General features: G+C 62.7%; 12 protein-coding genes and 1 riboswitch. Of the genes, 8 read left to right on the top strand and 4 right to left on the bottom strand.

Going from position 1 to position 15173, the window contains the following annotated elements; translation table 11 throughout:
* Positions 1-94 precede the first annotated feature (94 nt).
* A complete protein-coding gene (locus AC070A_RS29495) occupies positions 95-2026 on the bottom strand; it encodes an LTA synthase family protein (protein WP_082615755.1) in 1932 nt (643 codons plus the stop codon).
* A 268-nt stretch (positions 2027-2294) separates the two neighbouring features.
* Here AC070A_RS29495 and AC070A_RS29490 point away from each other — a divergent pair, with 268 nt between their 5' ends.
* The 5 genes from AC070A_RS29490 (at position 2295) to AC070A_RS29470 (ending at position 8863) form a co-directional block, all read left to right on the top strand.
* Positions 2295-3977 (top strand): NAD+ synthase, encoded by a 1683-nt coding sequence (locus tag AC070A_RS29490; RefSeq protein WP_113737257.1) that lies wholly within the window; start codon positions 2295-2297, stop codon positions 3975-3977.
* 3 nt (positions 3978-3980) lie between these two features.
* Positions 3981-4316 (top strand): hypothetical protein, encoded by a 336-nt coding sequence (locus AC070A_RS29485; protein ID WP_113737256.1) that lies wholly within the window; start codon positions 3981-3983, stop codon positions 4314-4316.
* Between the two features lie 27 nt (positions 4317-4343).
* Positions 4344-5171: a TolB family protein gene (locus AC070A_RS29480; protein WP_113737255.1), complete on the top strand. Its 828-nt coding sequence runs from the start codon at positions 4344-4346 to the stop codon at positions 5169-5171.
* A 165-nt stretch (positions 5172-5336) separates the two neighbouring features.
* Positions 5337-7070: an ankyrin repeat domain-containing protein gene (locus AC070A_RS29475; protein ID WP_492384625.1), complete on the top strand. Its 1734-nt coding sequence runs from the start codon at positions 5337-5339 to the stop codon at positions 7068-7070.
* Between the two features lie 245 nt (positions 7071-7315).
* Positions 7316-8863, top strand: coding sequence for a sensor domain-containing diguanylate cyclase (locus AC070A_RS29470; protein WP_492384624.1), 1548 nt, complete (start codon positions 7316-7318; stop codon positions 8861-8863).
* On the opposite strand, the gene AC070A_RS29465 is transcribed toward AC070A_RS29470, so the two are convergent.
* On the bottom strand, positions 8838-9857 hold the full coding sequence (locus AC070A_RS29465) for a LacI family DNA-binding transcriptional regulator (protein ID WP_113737252.1): 1020 nt from the start codon (positions 9855-9857) through the stop codon (positions 8838-8840). The genes AC070A_RS29470 and AC070A_RS29465 overlap by 26 nt on opposite strands.
* A gap of 104 nt (positions 9858-9961) precedes the next feature.
* Between AC070A_RS29465 and AC070A_RS29460 the strand changes: the two genes are divergently transcribed.
* The 3 genes from AC070A_RS29460 (at position 9962) to bluB (ending at position 13152) form a co-directional block, all read left to right on the top strand.
* The gene (locus AC070A_RS29460) at positions 9962-11155 is read left to right on the top strand and encodes a phytanoyl-CoA dioxygenase family protein (RefSeq protein ID WP_113737251.1); all 1194 of its coding nucleotides are present in this window, start codon (positions 9962-9964) and stop codon (positions 11153-11155) included.
* An 89-nt stretch (positions 11156-11244) separates the two neighbouring features.
* The gene (locus AC070A_RS29455) at positions 11245-12057 is read left to right on the top strand and encodes an SDR family oxidoreductase (RefSeq protein ID WP_113737250.1); all 813 of its coding nucleotides are present in this window, start codon (positions 11245-11247) and stop codon (positions 12055-12057) included.
* Between the two features lie 141 nt (positions 12058-12198).
* A riboswitch (cobalamin riboswitch) is annotated at positions 12199-12410 on the top strand.
* Positions 12411-12456: 46 nt separating this feature from the next.
* A complete protein-coding gene (bluB, locus tag AC070A_RS29450) occupies positions 12457-13152 on the top strand; it encodes a 5,6-dimethylbenzimidazole synthase (protein WP_112996095.1) in 696 nt (231 codons plus the stop codon).
* 117 nt (positions 13153-13269) lie between these two features.
* Here bluB and AC070A_RS29445 read toward each other — a convergent pair whose 3' ends face one another.
* Complete coding sequence (locus AC070A_RS29445; RefSeq protein ID WP_113737249.1) at positions 13270-14376, bottom strand: DUF2865 domain-containing protein; 1107 nt, start codon at positions 14374-14376, stop codon at positions 13270-13272.
* A gap of 127 nt (positions 14377-14503) precedes the next feature.
* The gene (locus AC070A_RS29440) at positions 14504-15145 is read right to left on the bottom strand and encodes an acyl-homoserine-lactone synthase (RefSeq protein WP_058328281.1); all 642 of its coding nucleotides are present in this window, start codon (positions 15143-15145) and stop codon (positions 14504-14506) included.
* Positions 15146-15173: the final 28 nt, after the last annotated feature.

Genomic DNA, 15173 nt, shown 5'->3' with positions numbered 1-15173 from the left:
GCAAATGTGCGTGGCGGTTTTGCGTCGCGGAAAAATCTGGCCGACCGAGAGCATGAAGAGCCGGACCGGGTGTGGCCGGTCCGGCGCTCGTGGTTCAGTGGGTCTCGGCCGCGCTTGCGAAGAGGTCGGCGTGGGACTTGAAGAACCGGTCGGTCGAGAAGCGGTCTCCAAACATCATGTCGTGCTGCAGGAAGCGATAGTCACGCAAGAGAGCCGGCACCTTCGGCTGGCGCGACCACTCGGCGACTTCCTTGCCGTTCCTGCGGATCAGCATGTAGCGGTCGACGACCCGGTATTGGTCATGAACCTTGCCGAGGAACCCGGTGTAATAGGGGTGCTCGTAGCCGGACTGCTTGAGGATCTGGTAGGAGAGGAAGGCCGGGCTGATCGTGCCGACGTTCTTTCTCGGGCCTGTTTTGTTCGACCAGACGACGAGCGGCGTTTCGTGCTGCGCCTTCATCTGGTCCTTCGAGCCCTTGCGCTCCGCCGTGACGCCCTTCATGAAGCCGGTGCTGGTATAGACCGTGTTGAGCGGCGGCAGGTGGTCGCCGAACAGCACGATGATCGTTTCGCGATCGCGCTTCTTTGCCCAGTCCATCAGCTTCTTCAGGCTCTCGTCGGCTTCCTTGATGCCTTGAGCATAGGTTTCCAGCACCTGCCGGTCGCTTTCGGGCAGGTTGCCTTCGACCTTGATGGTGTTCTTGGCATAGCGGTTTGCCTCATAGGGGCCATGGCCCTGCAGTGTCACCGCAAAGAAGAAGAACGGATCGTCCATGGCGTCGGCCTGGCGGATGATCTCATGCGTCAGCGACTCGTCCGAGGCAAAGATGCCGCGCTTCTGCATCGGCGGCATGTTCTCTTCCGACTTGAAGGTGTCGAAACCGAAGGCCTTGTAGACGGCGGTACGGTTCCAGAACCAGCTCTGGAAGGGATGGATGGCGCGCGAGACATAGCCTTCGCCACGGAAGAAGGTAGCGAGCGACGGGATCGGGTTGCGGATGTACTGCTGGTACGGAATGCTGCCATAGGGCAGGAAGGCGTTGGAGAAGCCGGTCAGCGCCTCGAACTCGACATTGGCGGTCATGCCGCCGAATTCCGGCGAGAAGACGTTGCCCGACTGCATCTCGCGGATCGTCGGCATCGGATCGGGCGAGAGCTTGACGTTGGGCAGGCGGGTCGGATCCCAGAAGGATTCGCTCATCAGCACGATGACGTCGGGCTTGCCGCGGTGCGAGGTGCCAGCCGGAAGCGGCTTCACCGGAATGCGATCGATGGCGTCGGCCATGTAGCCAGCGGGCGCGCTGACATTGGCCATCGGCAGGTTGATGGCGAAGGCAAGCGCAAAGCCGTTGTGCTTATAGTTCTCGGTCTGGTCCCACATGATGGGGATGACCTTCAGGCGATCACGGATCCAGGAGAACTGGTTGTAATCCATGATGTGCCAGAAGGCGAAGAGCAGCGGCAGCGCAAAGGCCGCACGAGCGATGCGCTCGCGGCGCGTCAGCTTGGGGAAATTGCGCCAGGCGTAGCGCAGCAAGAGGCCGATGGCGGCAACGGCGGCGATGAGGCCGACGACGATGCCGACGGCGGTCCAGGGGCGGTCCTTCACCAGCACCGGCATCAATTCCATGATCTGGCGGCCGAACAGGAAATCGGTCGGATAAAGCGGATCGGACAGGAAGACCTGCTTCTGCTGGCAGACGACGGCGGGTATGATGGCGAGCGGCGCAATCACCACGGCCGACTTATGTTCGCGACCGAAAATGCCGTCGACGGCCAGCAGCATCAGGAAGAATGCACCGACAGTCGTCAGCGCCGGGCGCGTCGGGTCGAGCATATAGGCGAGCGTATCGGCCATCGACTGGCGCACGATCAGCTCGACGGCGAAGACGAGAGCGGCTGCGACAAAAAGGGAGAACAATGCGCTGCGGGTGGCCGCAAGCGTCTTGGCGTGCCGTGCGGTGAAGCCGGGTCTATCGACATAGACGCGCGAACCTCTCGCGACAGCGGAATCGATACTAGCCAACATGTTCTCCAGTTTCATAAATGTGTCGTGTAACTGTCATACGCCCGTCATTTTGAACAGGGGATGAATGGTTTCTTAACGGGGTTTGGGAACAGCTTTTCGTCGCGTGAGGGCGCTGCAACGGCCCTTCATAAGAACCGGGAAAGACAGAATTTTTCGGTTTTTTTCGCGGAGCGGCGATTGCCTGTGGGTATTTTCCGGCGGATTGCGCTAAAGAACATTGCGAAAGTCAGACGCAATCGCTCAGAACAGACCGACAGGCCCGCTCATGACCGCTCACAAGATCGCCCCCTCGCTCCTGCGCATCGCAATCGCCCAGCTCAATCCGACGGTGGGCGACATCGCCGGAAACCTGGCCAAGGCGCGTGAGGCGCGTGCCGATGCGGCGCGCCAGGGCGCCGATCTCCTGCTTTTGACGGAGCTGTTCATTTCCGGCTATCCGCCCGAAGATCTCGTGCTGAAGCCGGCATTCCTGAAGGCCTGCCTCCAGGCGGTCGAGAAGCTCGCGAGCGAAACGGCGGACGGCGGCCCGGGCGTCATCATCGGCTTCCCGCGCCAGGCCAAGACCGGCCGGCACAATTCGGTGGCCGTGCTTGACGATGGCAAGGTGATCGCGTTCCGCGACAAGGTCGATCTGCCGAACTATGGCGAGTTCGACGAGAAGCGCGTCTTCGACCAGGGCGAGATGCCGGGCCCGGTGAATTTCCGCGGCGTGCGCATCGGCATTCCGATCTGCGAGGACATCTGGGGCGATCTCGGCGTTTGCGAGACACTAGCGGAAAGCGGCGCGGAAATCCTGCTGTCGCCGAACGGTTCGCCCTATTTTCGTGGCAAGGTGGATGTGCGCCACCAGGTGGTCCTCAAGCAGGTGCTCGAGACCGGCCTGCCGATGATCTATGCCAACCAGCTCGGCGGCCAGGACGAACTGGTGTTCGACGGCGCAAGCTTCGCCTTCAACACCGACAAGTCTCTCGCCTTCCAGATGAGCCAGTTCGAAGAGGCGATTTCGATCGTCGAATGGAAGAAGGGCGAAAGCGGCTGGCATTGCGAAAGCGGGCTGCAGTCGCGCCTGCCGGAGCGCGAGGAGGCGGACTACCGCGCCTGCATGCTCGGCTTCCGTGACTATGTGAACAAAAACGGCTTCAAGAACGTCGTACTCGGCCTTTCCGGCGGTATCGATTCCGCGATCTGCGCGGCGCTGGCGGTCGATGCGCTCGGCGAGGAGCGGGTGCGCACCGTCATGCTGCCCTATCGCTACACCTCGCAGGAATCGCTGAAGGACGCCAAGGAATGTGCCGCAGCGCTCGGCTGCCGCTACGATATCGTGCCGATCTCCGAGCCGGTCGAAGGGTTCTTAAGCGCGCTCTCCGACATGTTCGAGGGGACCGAATCCGGCATCACCGAGGAGAACCTGCAGAGCCGTACCCGCGGCACCATCCTGATGGCGATCTCCAACAAGTTCGGCTCGATGGTGGTGACGACGGGCAACAAGTCGGAAATGTCGGTCGGCTATGCCACGCTCTATGGCGACATGAACGGCGGCTTCAATCCGATCAAGGATCTCTACAAGATGGAGGTCTATGCGATTTCGCGCTGGCGCAACACCACGGTTCCGCCGGGCGCGCTTGGCCCCTCTGGCGTCGTCATTCCCCCAAATATTATCGACAAAGCGCCTTCGGCTGAATTGCGTCCCAACCAGACGGACCAGGATTCGTTGCCGCCCTATCCGGTACTCGACGACATTCTCGAATGCCTGGTGGAAAAGGAAATGGGGACGGACGAGATCGTCGCCCGTGGCCATGACGAGGCGACGGTTCACCGGGTCGAACACCTGCTCTACATTGCCGAATACAAGCGGCGGCAATCGGCGCCGGGCGTCAAGATCACCAAGAAGAATTTCGGCCGCGACCGGCGGTACCCGATCACCAACCGCTTCCGCGATCGAGGGTAGCCGATGAGCGCGTTCGGCCAAGGGCGGGACGGCAAGGAAAGCTGTCCGGAGTTCACGGACGAGGAAATCCGGCTGATCCGGCTGTGGTCGCTGAGCGACGTTTCTGCTGGCCGGCAGCTCTCGGCGCAGATCGCCTATTTCGCGACGCCGGCGGTCTTCGGCATCTATGGTCTTGCAAGCGGCAGTAGCGCCATCGTCGGCGTGGCCTTCGTCTGCATCCTTCTGCTGTTGGCCTGGGGCGTCGTCTCGACCTGGCGAGACCAACGCAATTCCAATTTGATGCAGTCGATCTGCGCCAAGGTCTCGGCGACGCTGCCGAGAGGCGAAGAACGCAAATAGCTGCCTTGGTTGTGGCGGGAGAAAGGGATGCGCAGTTCCATAGAGACCTATGACATCGTTACCGGTGAAACGCGCGTCGTCTGGCAGACCGACAGGCTGGTCGAGGCGCCGAACTGGTCGCGGGACGGCACGCATCTGGTCATCAACGGCGATGGCCGTCTCTATCGCCTCGGCTTCGACGGTTCGGAGCCGGTGGAGATCGACACCGGATTTGCCACGCTCTGCAACAACGATCATGGAATATCGCCGGATGGCGGCACCATCGCGATCAGCGACAAGACCGAGTTCGGCAAGTCGGCGATCTACCTGCTGCCGGCTAGAGGCGGCACGCCGCGACTCGTCACCCGCAATCTGCCGTCCTATTGGCACGGCTGGTCGCCGGATGGCCGAAGGGTGACCTATTGCGGCATCCGTGACCAAGTCTTCGACATCTACACGATTTCGGTTGACGGCGGCGAGGAGCAGCGGCTGACCCACGGAGAAGGTCGCAACGACGGGCCCGACTGGTCGGCGGATGGCGAATGGATCTATTTCAACTCCAGCCGCACCGGACGCATGCAGATCTGGCGCGTGCGGCCGGATGGCAGTGACGTCACGCGCATCACCGACAGCCCCTATGGCGATTGGTTTCCGCATCCGTCGCCGGATGGGAAGCATCTGCTGGTGCTCTCCTATGACGGTGATGTTTTCGATCATCCGAGGGATCTCGATGTCCGCCTGCGGCTGATGGATATGGACGGCGGCAACCCGCGCATCCTGTTCGAACTTTTCGGCGGGCAGGGAACCATCAACGTTCCCAACTGGTCGCCGTCAGGCGATCGCTTCGCCTTCGTTCGGTATCAGCCTGAAAGCTGAGCGCGCTGGACAAGTATAAGGGCGTCGTGCTAGCGATGACCTCGTTCGCAGGGCGCATCCGATCCGCGGGAAGGGCAAGGCCCACCTGTCTCACTGAACTTGGTTGCCACACCTCTTTTCAGTCTGTGGGCGCGGATACCGGACGTGAATGAAAGGAGGTCTTTCATGCGCGCGCGCGATCTTCCCGCGAACCTTACCCTCGAAACGATCCGCAAGCAGGCCAAGGCTTTTCTGAAAGCCGTGAAGGCTGGCGATGCCAGTGCAAGGCAGCGGGCGCTTCCCTATTTTTCCGATCCCGCTGCAATGGGGCTCCAGGATGCGCAACTGGTGCTCGCCCGCGAGTTCGGCTTTTCGAGCTGGACACGGCTGAAGCGGCATCTTGAGAAATCCGGGATCAATGCACCTGCAACCGAGCAGCTTGCAAACCGCTTTCTGTCTCTGGCGACCGTCTCCTACTTCGGTGACATAGCCGCTGATCCCGAGCGGTTCACCCAGGCGCTTGCACTGCTGGATGAACATCCCGAAATCGCCGGCGACAGCATCCACGTTGCAGCCGCGCTCGGCGACGCAGAGGCAATTGACCGCTGGCTCGATCGCGATCCGAAACTCGTGGGCAAACGCGGCGGGCCGTATGACTGGGAGCCGTTGCTCTACGCTGCCTATGCCCGGGTTCCCGGCCACTCCTCTCTGCCCGCCGGCCGACGCCTGATCGAACGGGGTGCCAATCCCGATGCGCATTGGCTCGACGACGGCCAGTACCGTTTCACGGCGCTGACGGGCGTCTTCGGCGAAGGCGAGGCCGGCCCCGAGCGGCAGCCGCAACATCCGGATTGCGTCGCTTTCGCGCGACTATTGCTGGATGCCGGTGCCCGGGCCAATGACAGCCAGGCGCTCTACAACCGGATGTTCGAGCCGGACAACACGTGCCTCAAGCTTTTGCTCGACTATGGCCTTGGCGCCAACGATCGGAACAATTGGCTGGTTCGCAACGATGGCGGCTTCCTTGAAAACGGCGAACGCGTTTTCGACTACCAGCTCGCCTGGGCGCTTGAAAAACGCATGGGCGAGCGCGTGCGCCTGCTGGTCGAGCATGGTGCCGACGTCAATCGTCCCATCAAGGGCCGGACGCCCTATCAATGGGCAGAGCTCGGCGGTGATGCGGCGCTGGCTGCGTTTCTTGTTTCGCGCGGGGCAACGCAAGCGCCGCTCGACGATGTCGACCGGCTGGCCCGGGCTATCTCAGAAATGAAGGCCGATGAGGCGAGGGCGCTCGTTAATGCGGATCCGACGCTGACCACACGCGCGCAGACCGCGCATCCGGCGCTTCTGCACGAGGCGGCGGGTGACGACAGGCGCGCCGAAGCCACGCTCATGTTGTCGCTCGGCTTCGACGTCAACCGCATGACATCGCGCACGCCGCTGCACGAGGCGGCACTGCACGGCAATGTTGATATGGCGAAGCTGTTGCTCGATCACGGTGCCAATTCAACGGCCCGTGATCCCTACCACCATGCGCCGCCGATCGGCTGGGCCGAGTACAACGGCAAGGCCGAGATGGTGCGCTTCCTGAAGGAGCAGCCGCTGGATATCTTCGCGGCCGCGGCCTTCGGCATGGTCGAATGGGTTGCCGAAATCCTCGATCGGGAGCCAGAGTTGCTCGAAACGCCGTTCGGAAGGTACCGGGGGCGCGGCCGTCCGGAACCGCAACAGGATTGGATGACGCCACTGGCGTTCGCCGTGGTCAACGGGCAGCCGGCCGCTGTGCGGCTGCTTCTCGATCGAGGCGCAAACGCCGGCATACGTGACGGTGTCGCGGGCCCCTCGATACGAGATCTGGCGCGTGACAAGGGCAATGAGGAGGTCATCGCATTGCTGCGCCCGGCAGCCGTTCCGAAATAGAACGCTCCGTCCAAATGGGGAGCGCTGACATTGGTTTGCGCTCCCTGTAATCCGCCTGCGACTGCTGATTGCTGGCGGATTCAGCCGGTTGAAATCGTTAAGTATTTCAACACCAGCTTATTTAAGCCAAACTTTGATTTTGATCGCTACGGTGCTGCCCAAGTTGGCCGCCGTGGCTGCGTATCGCGCTTGGAGAGGCGCGAGAATGCGCGCGACAGCCGGCCGGACGAGGGGGCGATCGCATCATGGACAAGACTTTGCGGCTGGCGAAGCGGAGCAGAACGGTTTGGGCGATCCATGCCGCCTGCACGCTGGTCGCGGTTCTGATCATCGCGAGCCTCATTTTCGTTCTGGATCGGTCCGTCGCCGAGGCGGATCGCTTCGGCCTTTCGGCGGAGCGCCGGCTGGTGGCAACCGAACTGCGCCACCAGATGGATGCCGTCGTTCAGTTTCAGGCGCAGCTTTCCTTCTGGGACAAGACCTACGAAGAACTGGCCAAGGGGCACTTCAGCGACGCATTCGTTGCGGACGAGCTGTCGGGCTGGCTGTGGGAAGACTACGGCTTCTCCTGGCTGATCATGACGGACGTGGATCACAGCACGTCGACTGTGTTGAAGGACGGTGTTGCCGTGCCGAGCGAGACGGCCCGTGTCCCGCTCGAAGAGGTCGATGACCTGCTCGACGAGGCCAAACGCCGTTACGATAATGTGCTCAGAAACAACCACGGCTCCTACGTGCTGGATGTCGTGACGCCCGACCCGCAATCGCTGATGCCGTCCGTACCCGGGATCCACGCCATGGACTTGCGTGAGATCGACGGGCGCATGAGCGTCGCGGTGGTGCAGGCGGTCATCCCGGAAACGCTGGTCGTTCCAGCGGAGCGCCGGGCACCGGTGCTCATGGTTTCGGTGCGACCGGTGACGGCCAAGATGACGCGAGAGATCGCGGCGCGTTTGGGCGTCCGGGGGCTTGCTTTCGTGCCATTGACCGAGCGGCCGGAGGGCAGCGTTTACACATCGGTCGGCCGCTGTTCCGACGCCTCCTGTCTGGTGGCGGCTTGGATGCCGCAATCTCCTGGCGGGTTCGTGCGCGCCGAGTTGCTACCGAGCGTCATCGTGATGGCAATCGTCGCAGCGCTACTGATGGCGTTCGTTGCCTTCCGCTTCTCGACGCTCTTTGCCGCCTTGCAGCAGAGCGAGGCGCTCAACCGGCATCTCGCCAAGCACGATCGGCTGACGGGGCTGCTCAATCGCAGCGGTTTCGACGACATGCTGGCAGCGGCGCTGTTGAAGGCAAAGACGCACCCGTTCACGCTCGTCTATGCCGACCTCGACGCGTTCAAGGCGGTCAACGACCGCTATGGTCATGCGGCAGGCGACGCTGTTCTTGTCGCTATGGCCGAGCGTTTCCGAAACCGCGCCGGACCCAAGGGTACTGTGGCACGGCTCGGCGGCGACGAGTTCGCAATCATCCTCGGCGATTGCAGCGAGGCCGAAGCCCGTGGGCTTGCGGCCGGTCTTGTCGCCGATGCGCAGACACCGGTTGGGTTCAACGGCCAGCTGCTGGTCGTCGGCGGCAGCGCCGGCATCGCCTTCGCGCCGCGCCATGGTTTGACCGCGCGTGCCTTGCTGCTGGCGGCAGATGAGGCGCTCTATCTTGCCAAGCGACGTGGCCGTAACCGCGTCGATACCGCTGACGATACGGTGCTGCCGGGTGAAACCACCGGCGAGCAGCCAACCGCCGGGCCAAGCGGCCTGGGCGATTTTTCTACTCCGGTACGTTATAGGGCGTGATGACCACCACGGCCGAAAGCTGAGGGCCGACTGCGGCGGACGGCACGCGGCCGTAAAGCATGATGGTGCGGAAGGCCGTGCGCGCGTCGGTCTTCAGGTCGTGATGCAGGACGAAATGAATGCGCCGCGCGCGCAGCAGCGCCAGATTGTCATTGTCGAGATCATGGGCGATGTAGAGCGCGCAGTTGCGGTTGAGACGATCGAAGGCTGCCAGCACCGAGCGGTTGCCGCCGCCGATCGAATAGGCGGCATTGATGTCGGGGTTGGCGGCGAGCGCTGCGTCCGCCAGCGCGCCGGTTTCGCTATCGCGACCATGCCCCTCGCTGATCTCGACGATCCTGATTGTCGGATAGTGCTGACGCAGCACTCGGCGAAAGCCGATCTCCCGCTCTTCCTCGCCGCGGAAGCGGCCGCTGGATAGCGTCACGAGGACCGTGGCCGCGGCACCTGCAAAGCGTTCGCCAATCAGATAGGCAGCCGTTTCTCCGGCCGCCCGGTTGTCGGCGCCCGCATAGGCGGTGCGCTGGGAGTTGGGAAGGTCGGTCACCAGCGTCACGACGGGAATGCCGCCTGTCTCGAAGCGTGCGACGGCGCCAACGATCTCGGGCACATCCGGCGCCTTCAATACCAGCCCGTCGGTTCCGCGCAGGCGGATGCGGCCGAGCAGTTGCACGATGTCCTGCGGCCGCATGGTCTCGGCGAAGTGAAAACGGCAGCGAAAGCTCGTCGGCGCCAGTGTCATGGCTTCGCTTTCAAAGGCCCGTCGTACCGCATCGGTAAAGCGCTCCGGCGCCTCCATGACGATATCGATCGCGAACTTGCGGCCTTGAATGTCGAGTCCCGCCTGCTGCTTCTCCAGTTCCTCGATGGCTGCGCGAACCCTGGCGACGGTCTGGCGGCGGACACCCGGGCGCTCGTTGAGTACGCGATCGACCGTCGCGGTGCTGAGACCGGCCTGAAAGGCGATGTCCTTGACCAGAAAGGGATGGGCCACCGCCGCTGCTCTCCTGATGGATTTTTGATGGATTCCTGCTCTATATCATGTTTTGCCGCCGCCTATAGTCGTGCCCATCAAGATGTTCCGGAGGAGGAAACGCGATGAAGACCGACAACAGGGCGAGGCAGCGGATCGAGCGCATCTGGCTCACCGAAGCGGCCTGCGATATCGAGGCGTTCCGGGCGGAGGTCGAGCGCCGGACCAGCCTGGCCGACTATCCCTATGCTTCGAGCTGCGACCAGAACGTGTTGATCTACAACAGCGACGAGCTGATTGCCGCCTGCGGCGATGCAGAAACGCGGCGGGCGGTGCTTGCCGAAATCTGTGAGGCGCTGGCGACCGGCCCGGGTGTGGCGGTGTTCAAGCGCGCCTTTGCCGATACCGCCGCGGTGGATGTCGCGAGCACCGTCTTCGACGAGATCATCGAGGAGCAGCATCGCAGCAACAGCGGCGGCGGCGACCACTTCGCCAAGCCTGGCGCCAATGATCGCATCTGGAACTCGCTGGAAAAGCACTGCCTGAAGGCGCCGGCGAATTTTGCCGCCTACTACGGCAATGCCATCATTGCGCTTGTCAGCGAAGCCTGGCTTGGGCCGAATTACCAGATGACGGCGCAGGTGAACCGCGTCAATCCGGGCGGCGCGGCACAATCGGCGCACCGGGACTACCATCTCGGCTTCCAGACCGCCGCGGTGATCGAGCGCTATCCAGCGCATGTCCACAAGCTCTCGCCGGTGCTGACGCTGCAGGGCGCGGTCGCCCATTGCGACATGCCGCTTGAAAGCGGGCCGACCCTGTTCCTGCCCTATAGCCAGACCTATGTGCCGGGTTATCTGGCGCTCAATCGGCCCGAGTTCCGAGCCTATTTCGACGAGCATCATGTCCAGCTTCCGCTCGAGAAGGGCGATGTGGTCTTCTTCAATCCGGCGCTCTTCCACGCCGCCGGCAACAACCGCTCCACCGACATCCGTCGCGTGGCGAACCTGCTGCAGGTGTCCTCGGCCTTTGGCCGGGCGATGGAAACGGTCGATCGGCTGACGATGAGCGCGACGCTCTATCCGGCGTTGAAGGTTTTGCTTGGCGGGGGCAAACTGACCAATGCAGAAGCGGCCAATGCCATCGCGTCCTGCGCCGAGGGCTATTCCTTCCCAACCAATCTCGACCGCGATCCGCCGCTTGGCGGGCTGGCGCCAAAGACCCAGGCGCAGTTGATGCGCGAGGCGCTTGCCGCGGGAGCAAGCGAGCAGGATTTTCGGGCCTCACTCGACGCGCAGGCGAAGCGCAAGCTGAGTTGACGGGTCAGTCTCACAATTGACAGGCTCCCGGCGCATTTCGCTCCTGAGCCGTAGCTGTTTCACATCATCATTTGCGAGGGAGGAACTCGATGAACGGACAGATGCAAGGCAAGATCGCCATCGTCACCGGCGGCACGCAAGGGCTGGGCGCAACGATCGCCGGCCTATTCGCCGAACGCGGTGCGGCAGGCATCGTCATTTGTGGGCGCAACGCCGCCAAGGGGCGGGCGAAGGCCGAGCAAATCGGCAAGGCCAGCGCCGCGAAAGTGGTCTATGTCGAGGCCGATCTTGAAAAGGTGGACGACGCGCGCAAGGTCGTTGCCGCCTGCGATGCGGAATTCGGTCGGGTCGATGCGCTGGTCAATGCCGCCGCCATCACCGATCGCGGCACGATCCTGGACACGACACCGGAACTCTTCGACCGGATGTTCGCCATCAATGTGCGGGCGCCGTTCTTCCTGATGCAGGAGACGGTGAAGGTGATGCGGCGCGAGCGAACGGAAGGCACCATCGTCAATATCGGCTCGATGTCGGCAATGGCCGGGCAGCCCTTCATTGCGGCCTATTGCTCGTCGAAAGGCGCTCTGGAGACGCTGACCAAGAACACTGCCTATGCGCTTCTGCGCAACCGCATCCGCGTCAACGGCCTGAATATCGGCTGGATGGCTTCCGAAGGCGAGGACCGCATCCAGCGCGAATTTCACGGCGCTGCCGCGGATTGGCTCGAAAAGGCGGCCGCCAGCCAACCCTTCGGCAGGCTCGTCGATCCGGCCGAGGTGGCGCGAGCCTGCGCCTACCTGTCTTCGGCGGAATCCGGGCTGATGACCGGATCGGTGATCTGCTTCGACCAATCGGTCTGGGGCGGCTATGACGGTTCGCCCCATCCGGTGGCGCCGCTCTAGATCACGATGATTTTGGGTCGGATCGATCCAAAATCATAAACGTGATCGGTCCTTAGAAGTTAGAGCGGAATGCGGGCGGAAAACTGCGTGCACTTTTCCTCATCCCGCTCTGACGGGCGCTTGTCTTTCGCTAGTGGCTGTGCCCTTATGACGCCGTCAGGTGCCCGCGCAAGCGGGAGAATCGGGAATCCGGTGTCATTCCGGAACGTGCCCAACGCTGTGACGGGGACGGTCGCCTCTACAAGTGCCTTGAATTGATTCAAGGTTTTGCCACTGGATCTTAAATCGATCTGGGAAGGTGAGGCGACCGGTTGAACCGAAGTCAGAAGACCGGCCTGGCGAGATAGACCGAACCCCGCGCGGACGGCGGGAGGTTTTCGCATTGTTGGGGATCGAACGATGCTGACTGAACCGAAGGGCGGCCTTGCGGCTGCCGGTGCCTTCTCGCTGGATGAGCGGGAGGCTGTCTACCGCGCTATCGAAACACGCCGCGACGTGCGCGACGAATTCTTGGCAGAGCCTCTTCCCGACGATCTGGTGAAACGCCTGCTTACGGCGGCGCACAGTGCGCCGTCGGTTGGCTTCATGCAGCCCTGGAATTTCGTACTGGTGCGGGGGGCAGAAACGCGCGAGCGCGTCTGGCAGGCGTTTCGCCGCGCCAATGATGAGGCGGCGCTGATGTTCGAGGCAGAGCAGCAGACCAAATACCGCTCGCTAAAACTCGAAGGCATTCGCAAAGCACCGCTCAGCATTTGCGTCACCTGTGACCGCACGCGCGGCGGCGCCGTCGTTCTCGGCCGCACGCACAATCCGCAGATGGATGTCTATTCGACGGTTTGCGCCGTGCAAAACCTGTGGCTTGCGGCCCGCGCCGAAGGAGTTGGCGTCGGCTGGGTCAGCATCTTTCACGAGGCCGAGATCAAGGCGATCCTCGGCATTCCCGATCATATCGAGATCGTCGCCTGGCTCTGCCTCGGTTATGTCGATCGCCTTTACCAGCAGCCCGAACTGGCGGTGAAGGGATGGCGGCAACGCCTGCCGCTGGAAGAGCTGGTGTTTGAGGAAGGCTGGGGGAACTGCGGCGAGAGTTCCTAAAACCCGTCTCGCAAAAGTGCGCAGCGGTTTTGCGATAACGACGTGCGAAGTATCAAAAACTTAAAGTGCAATGAGCGAATCTAAAAGATCGCGACGCGCTTTAAGGCGGCGCCAGGATCAGTTCTGGACCGGTTGATAGGCCGGTCCCTTCGGGTGCTTCAGGTCGATCGAGGTTTCTTCCTGCGGCAGGAAGGTCGGGCCGACGACGCGCACCTTGTTCTTGGACGGGTCGTAGGGCCGCTCCTCGGCCGGCGCCTTGGCGGTCGTGGTGTCCGCCGGTTTCTTGGTTTCGATCACGACGATGGACGACTGATCGTCGCCGATCTTGGTGCCGGTCGTCTTCGGCGAGGTTGCGGCAGTCTGCGGCATCTGGCAGCCGCACATGCCAGGCTTGCTGATGCCGCGGGTGCGATAGGCAAACGCATTGGGCATTTCGGTATAGGGTAGCCCGGTCACGGCCGAGACCATCTGTTCGCTCTCTTCCGTGTTGATATCGTGGAAGTAGAGTTCCGTTTCGGCGCCAGGGCAGCGCGCCCGGCAGGCCTGTTCGTCACGCGGGAAGTCGGCCGGCGTCGCATCCGAGGAGATCGGAAAGAAGGCGCCGTCGCAGGTGCGCACGCACATGGTCCGCAACGTTCCGCGGTAATAGCCATCCTGCGGCGCATAACTGTCTTCGTTATGCCCGAGCATCGGCCCGTAGGCGTCCTCAGGTGGCAGGTCGGCAATGATGTTGCGGTGCGTTTCGGGCTCTTCGGGCTCGACGCTGGCGAACTCCTCGCTGTCGCTGTAGCAGCCGTTGATTTCAAGCGCGGCAAGGATGCGGCGGCGGCTGTCTTCGCTGCCGCCGGCGACGATCTGCTCGCGCTCCGACTTCAGCATGCGCAGATTGTCTTCCATCTCGGCGATGAGGCTGTCGAGCTCCCCGCAGCTGTCGGGGTCGCCGCCATCGAAGGTGACGACGCTGCCGCCACCGCAGCCCGCGCGGCGGCGGTCGTTCTTCGCCCGGCGCAGCTCGATATTCTGTCGTGAGATGGCGCTGGCATAGTCCCGGGCATCCGCAGTGGTGGCGACCATGTCGGGCAGTTGCGCAAGCCGGGTATTCAGCCGGTCGCACACGGTCGATGCCAGCGAAGGATCGGCACCGACCAGGGCCAGCGGCACAAGCACCGCAGCGACGTGTTTCAAGCGCGGGAACACGGGCGAAGTCTCTTCCTGCTGCCGCATGATGCCGGCCTTCTGATATGGGCGGCTGCCAGCGGCAATTCCTGTTTCACCTCCATCATAGAACTTGTCGGTGATCGTGCAACGACAAGCGGCGGTTTGCGTTAACGGCTCCGGCCGGCCGAGGCACTCAAGCGGCGCGGGCGGTTTCGAGCGACATCGGGCGTTCGAGAACGGTGCCTTCGATGGCGGCAATGGCCTTCATGCGCTGAAGCAGGTCGTTAGTCACTTCCCAGGCGACGGCAACGGCGAAGACCGAGCCGATGCGATGGGGTTCGGCAATGCGCTCGCCCGGGCATCCCATGCGGCGGAACATGCGCTCCAGGAACACGTCGGTGACCGTGACGATGTGGCTGATGCCGGAGGCGAGACCGAGTTCGCCGACACCGCACATCAACTCGGCGGCGGCGATCGTCACCTGATTGGAGGCGCGGTCCTGCGAAATCTCAGGCTCAATGCAGAAGCGGCTCGATTCCCACACCGAGGCGCTGCGGATTTCCGGATTGTCGCCGAGCAGGATCGGGAAGGTATCGTCCAGCATGTTGGGACCGAGCGTCGGCAGCAGCCTCAGCGAGCCACGCAGCCGGCCGTCGGGAGCGTAGGACAGCACGTAGAGCGGGTTCGCCGTGTCGTAGTTGTCGATTTCCCATGCGCCGTCCGTCTGAACGTCCCATTTCAGGAAATCGTGGAAGACCCGCTTGCGCAGCCGGAACATGTCGTCGACGGCCCGCGGGTGCTGTGCTCGGGTCTTTCCGTTCAGGATCCTGATCATCTTTTTCTCCATCCTTGTCTTGGGATGG

It is taken from the genome of Ensifer sp. GW101-20A05 (assembly GCF_059424735.1).
This window is presented reverse-complemented; position numbering and strand designations above follow the sequence as displayed.

Excerpts from the sequence above, each read along its gene's own strand:
- AC070A_RS29490 (WP_113737257.1), top strand. The coding sequence starts at position 2,295 with ATGACCGCTCACAAGATCGCCCCCTCGCTCCTGCGCATCGCAATCGCC.
- AC070A_RS29485 (WP_113737256.1), top strand. The coding sequence starts at position 3,981 with ATGAGCGCGTTCGGCCAAGGGCGGGACGGCAAGGAAAGCTGTCCGGAG.
- AC070A_RS29480 (WP_113737255.1), top strand. The coding sequence starts at position 4,344 with ATGCGCAGTTCCATAGAGACCTATGACATCGTTACCGGTGAAACGCGC.
- AC070A_RS29475 (WP_492384625.1), top strand. The coding sequence starts at position 5,337 with ATGCGCGCGCGCGATCTTCCCGCGAACCTTACCCTCGAAACGATCCGC.
- AC070A_RS29470 (WP_492384624.1), top strand. The coding sequence starts at position 7,316 with ATGGACAAGACTTTGCGGCTGGCGAAGCGGAGCAGAACGGTTTGGGCG.
- AC070A_RS29460 (WP_113737251.1), top strand. The coding sequence starts at position 9,962 with ATGAAGACCGACAACAGGGCGAGGCAGCGGATCGAGCGCATCTGGCTC.
- AC070A_RS29455 (WP_113737250.1), top strand. The coding sequence starts at position 11,245 with ATGAACGGACAGATGCAAGGCAAGATCGCCATCGTCACCGGCGGCACG.
- bluB (WP_112996095.1), top strand. The coding sequence starts at position 12,457 with ATGCTGACTGAACCGAAGGGCGGCCTTGCGGCTGCCGGTGCCTTCTCG.
- AC070A_RS29445 (WP_113737249.1), bottom strand. The coding sequence starts at position 14,376 with ATGCGGCAGCAGGAAGAGACTTCGCCCGTGTTCCCGCGCTTGAAACAC.
- AC070A_RS29440 (WP_058328281.1), bottom strand. The coding sequence starts at position 15,145 with ATGATCAGGATCCTGAACGGAAAGACCCGAGCACAGCACCCGCGGGCC.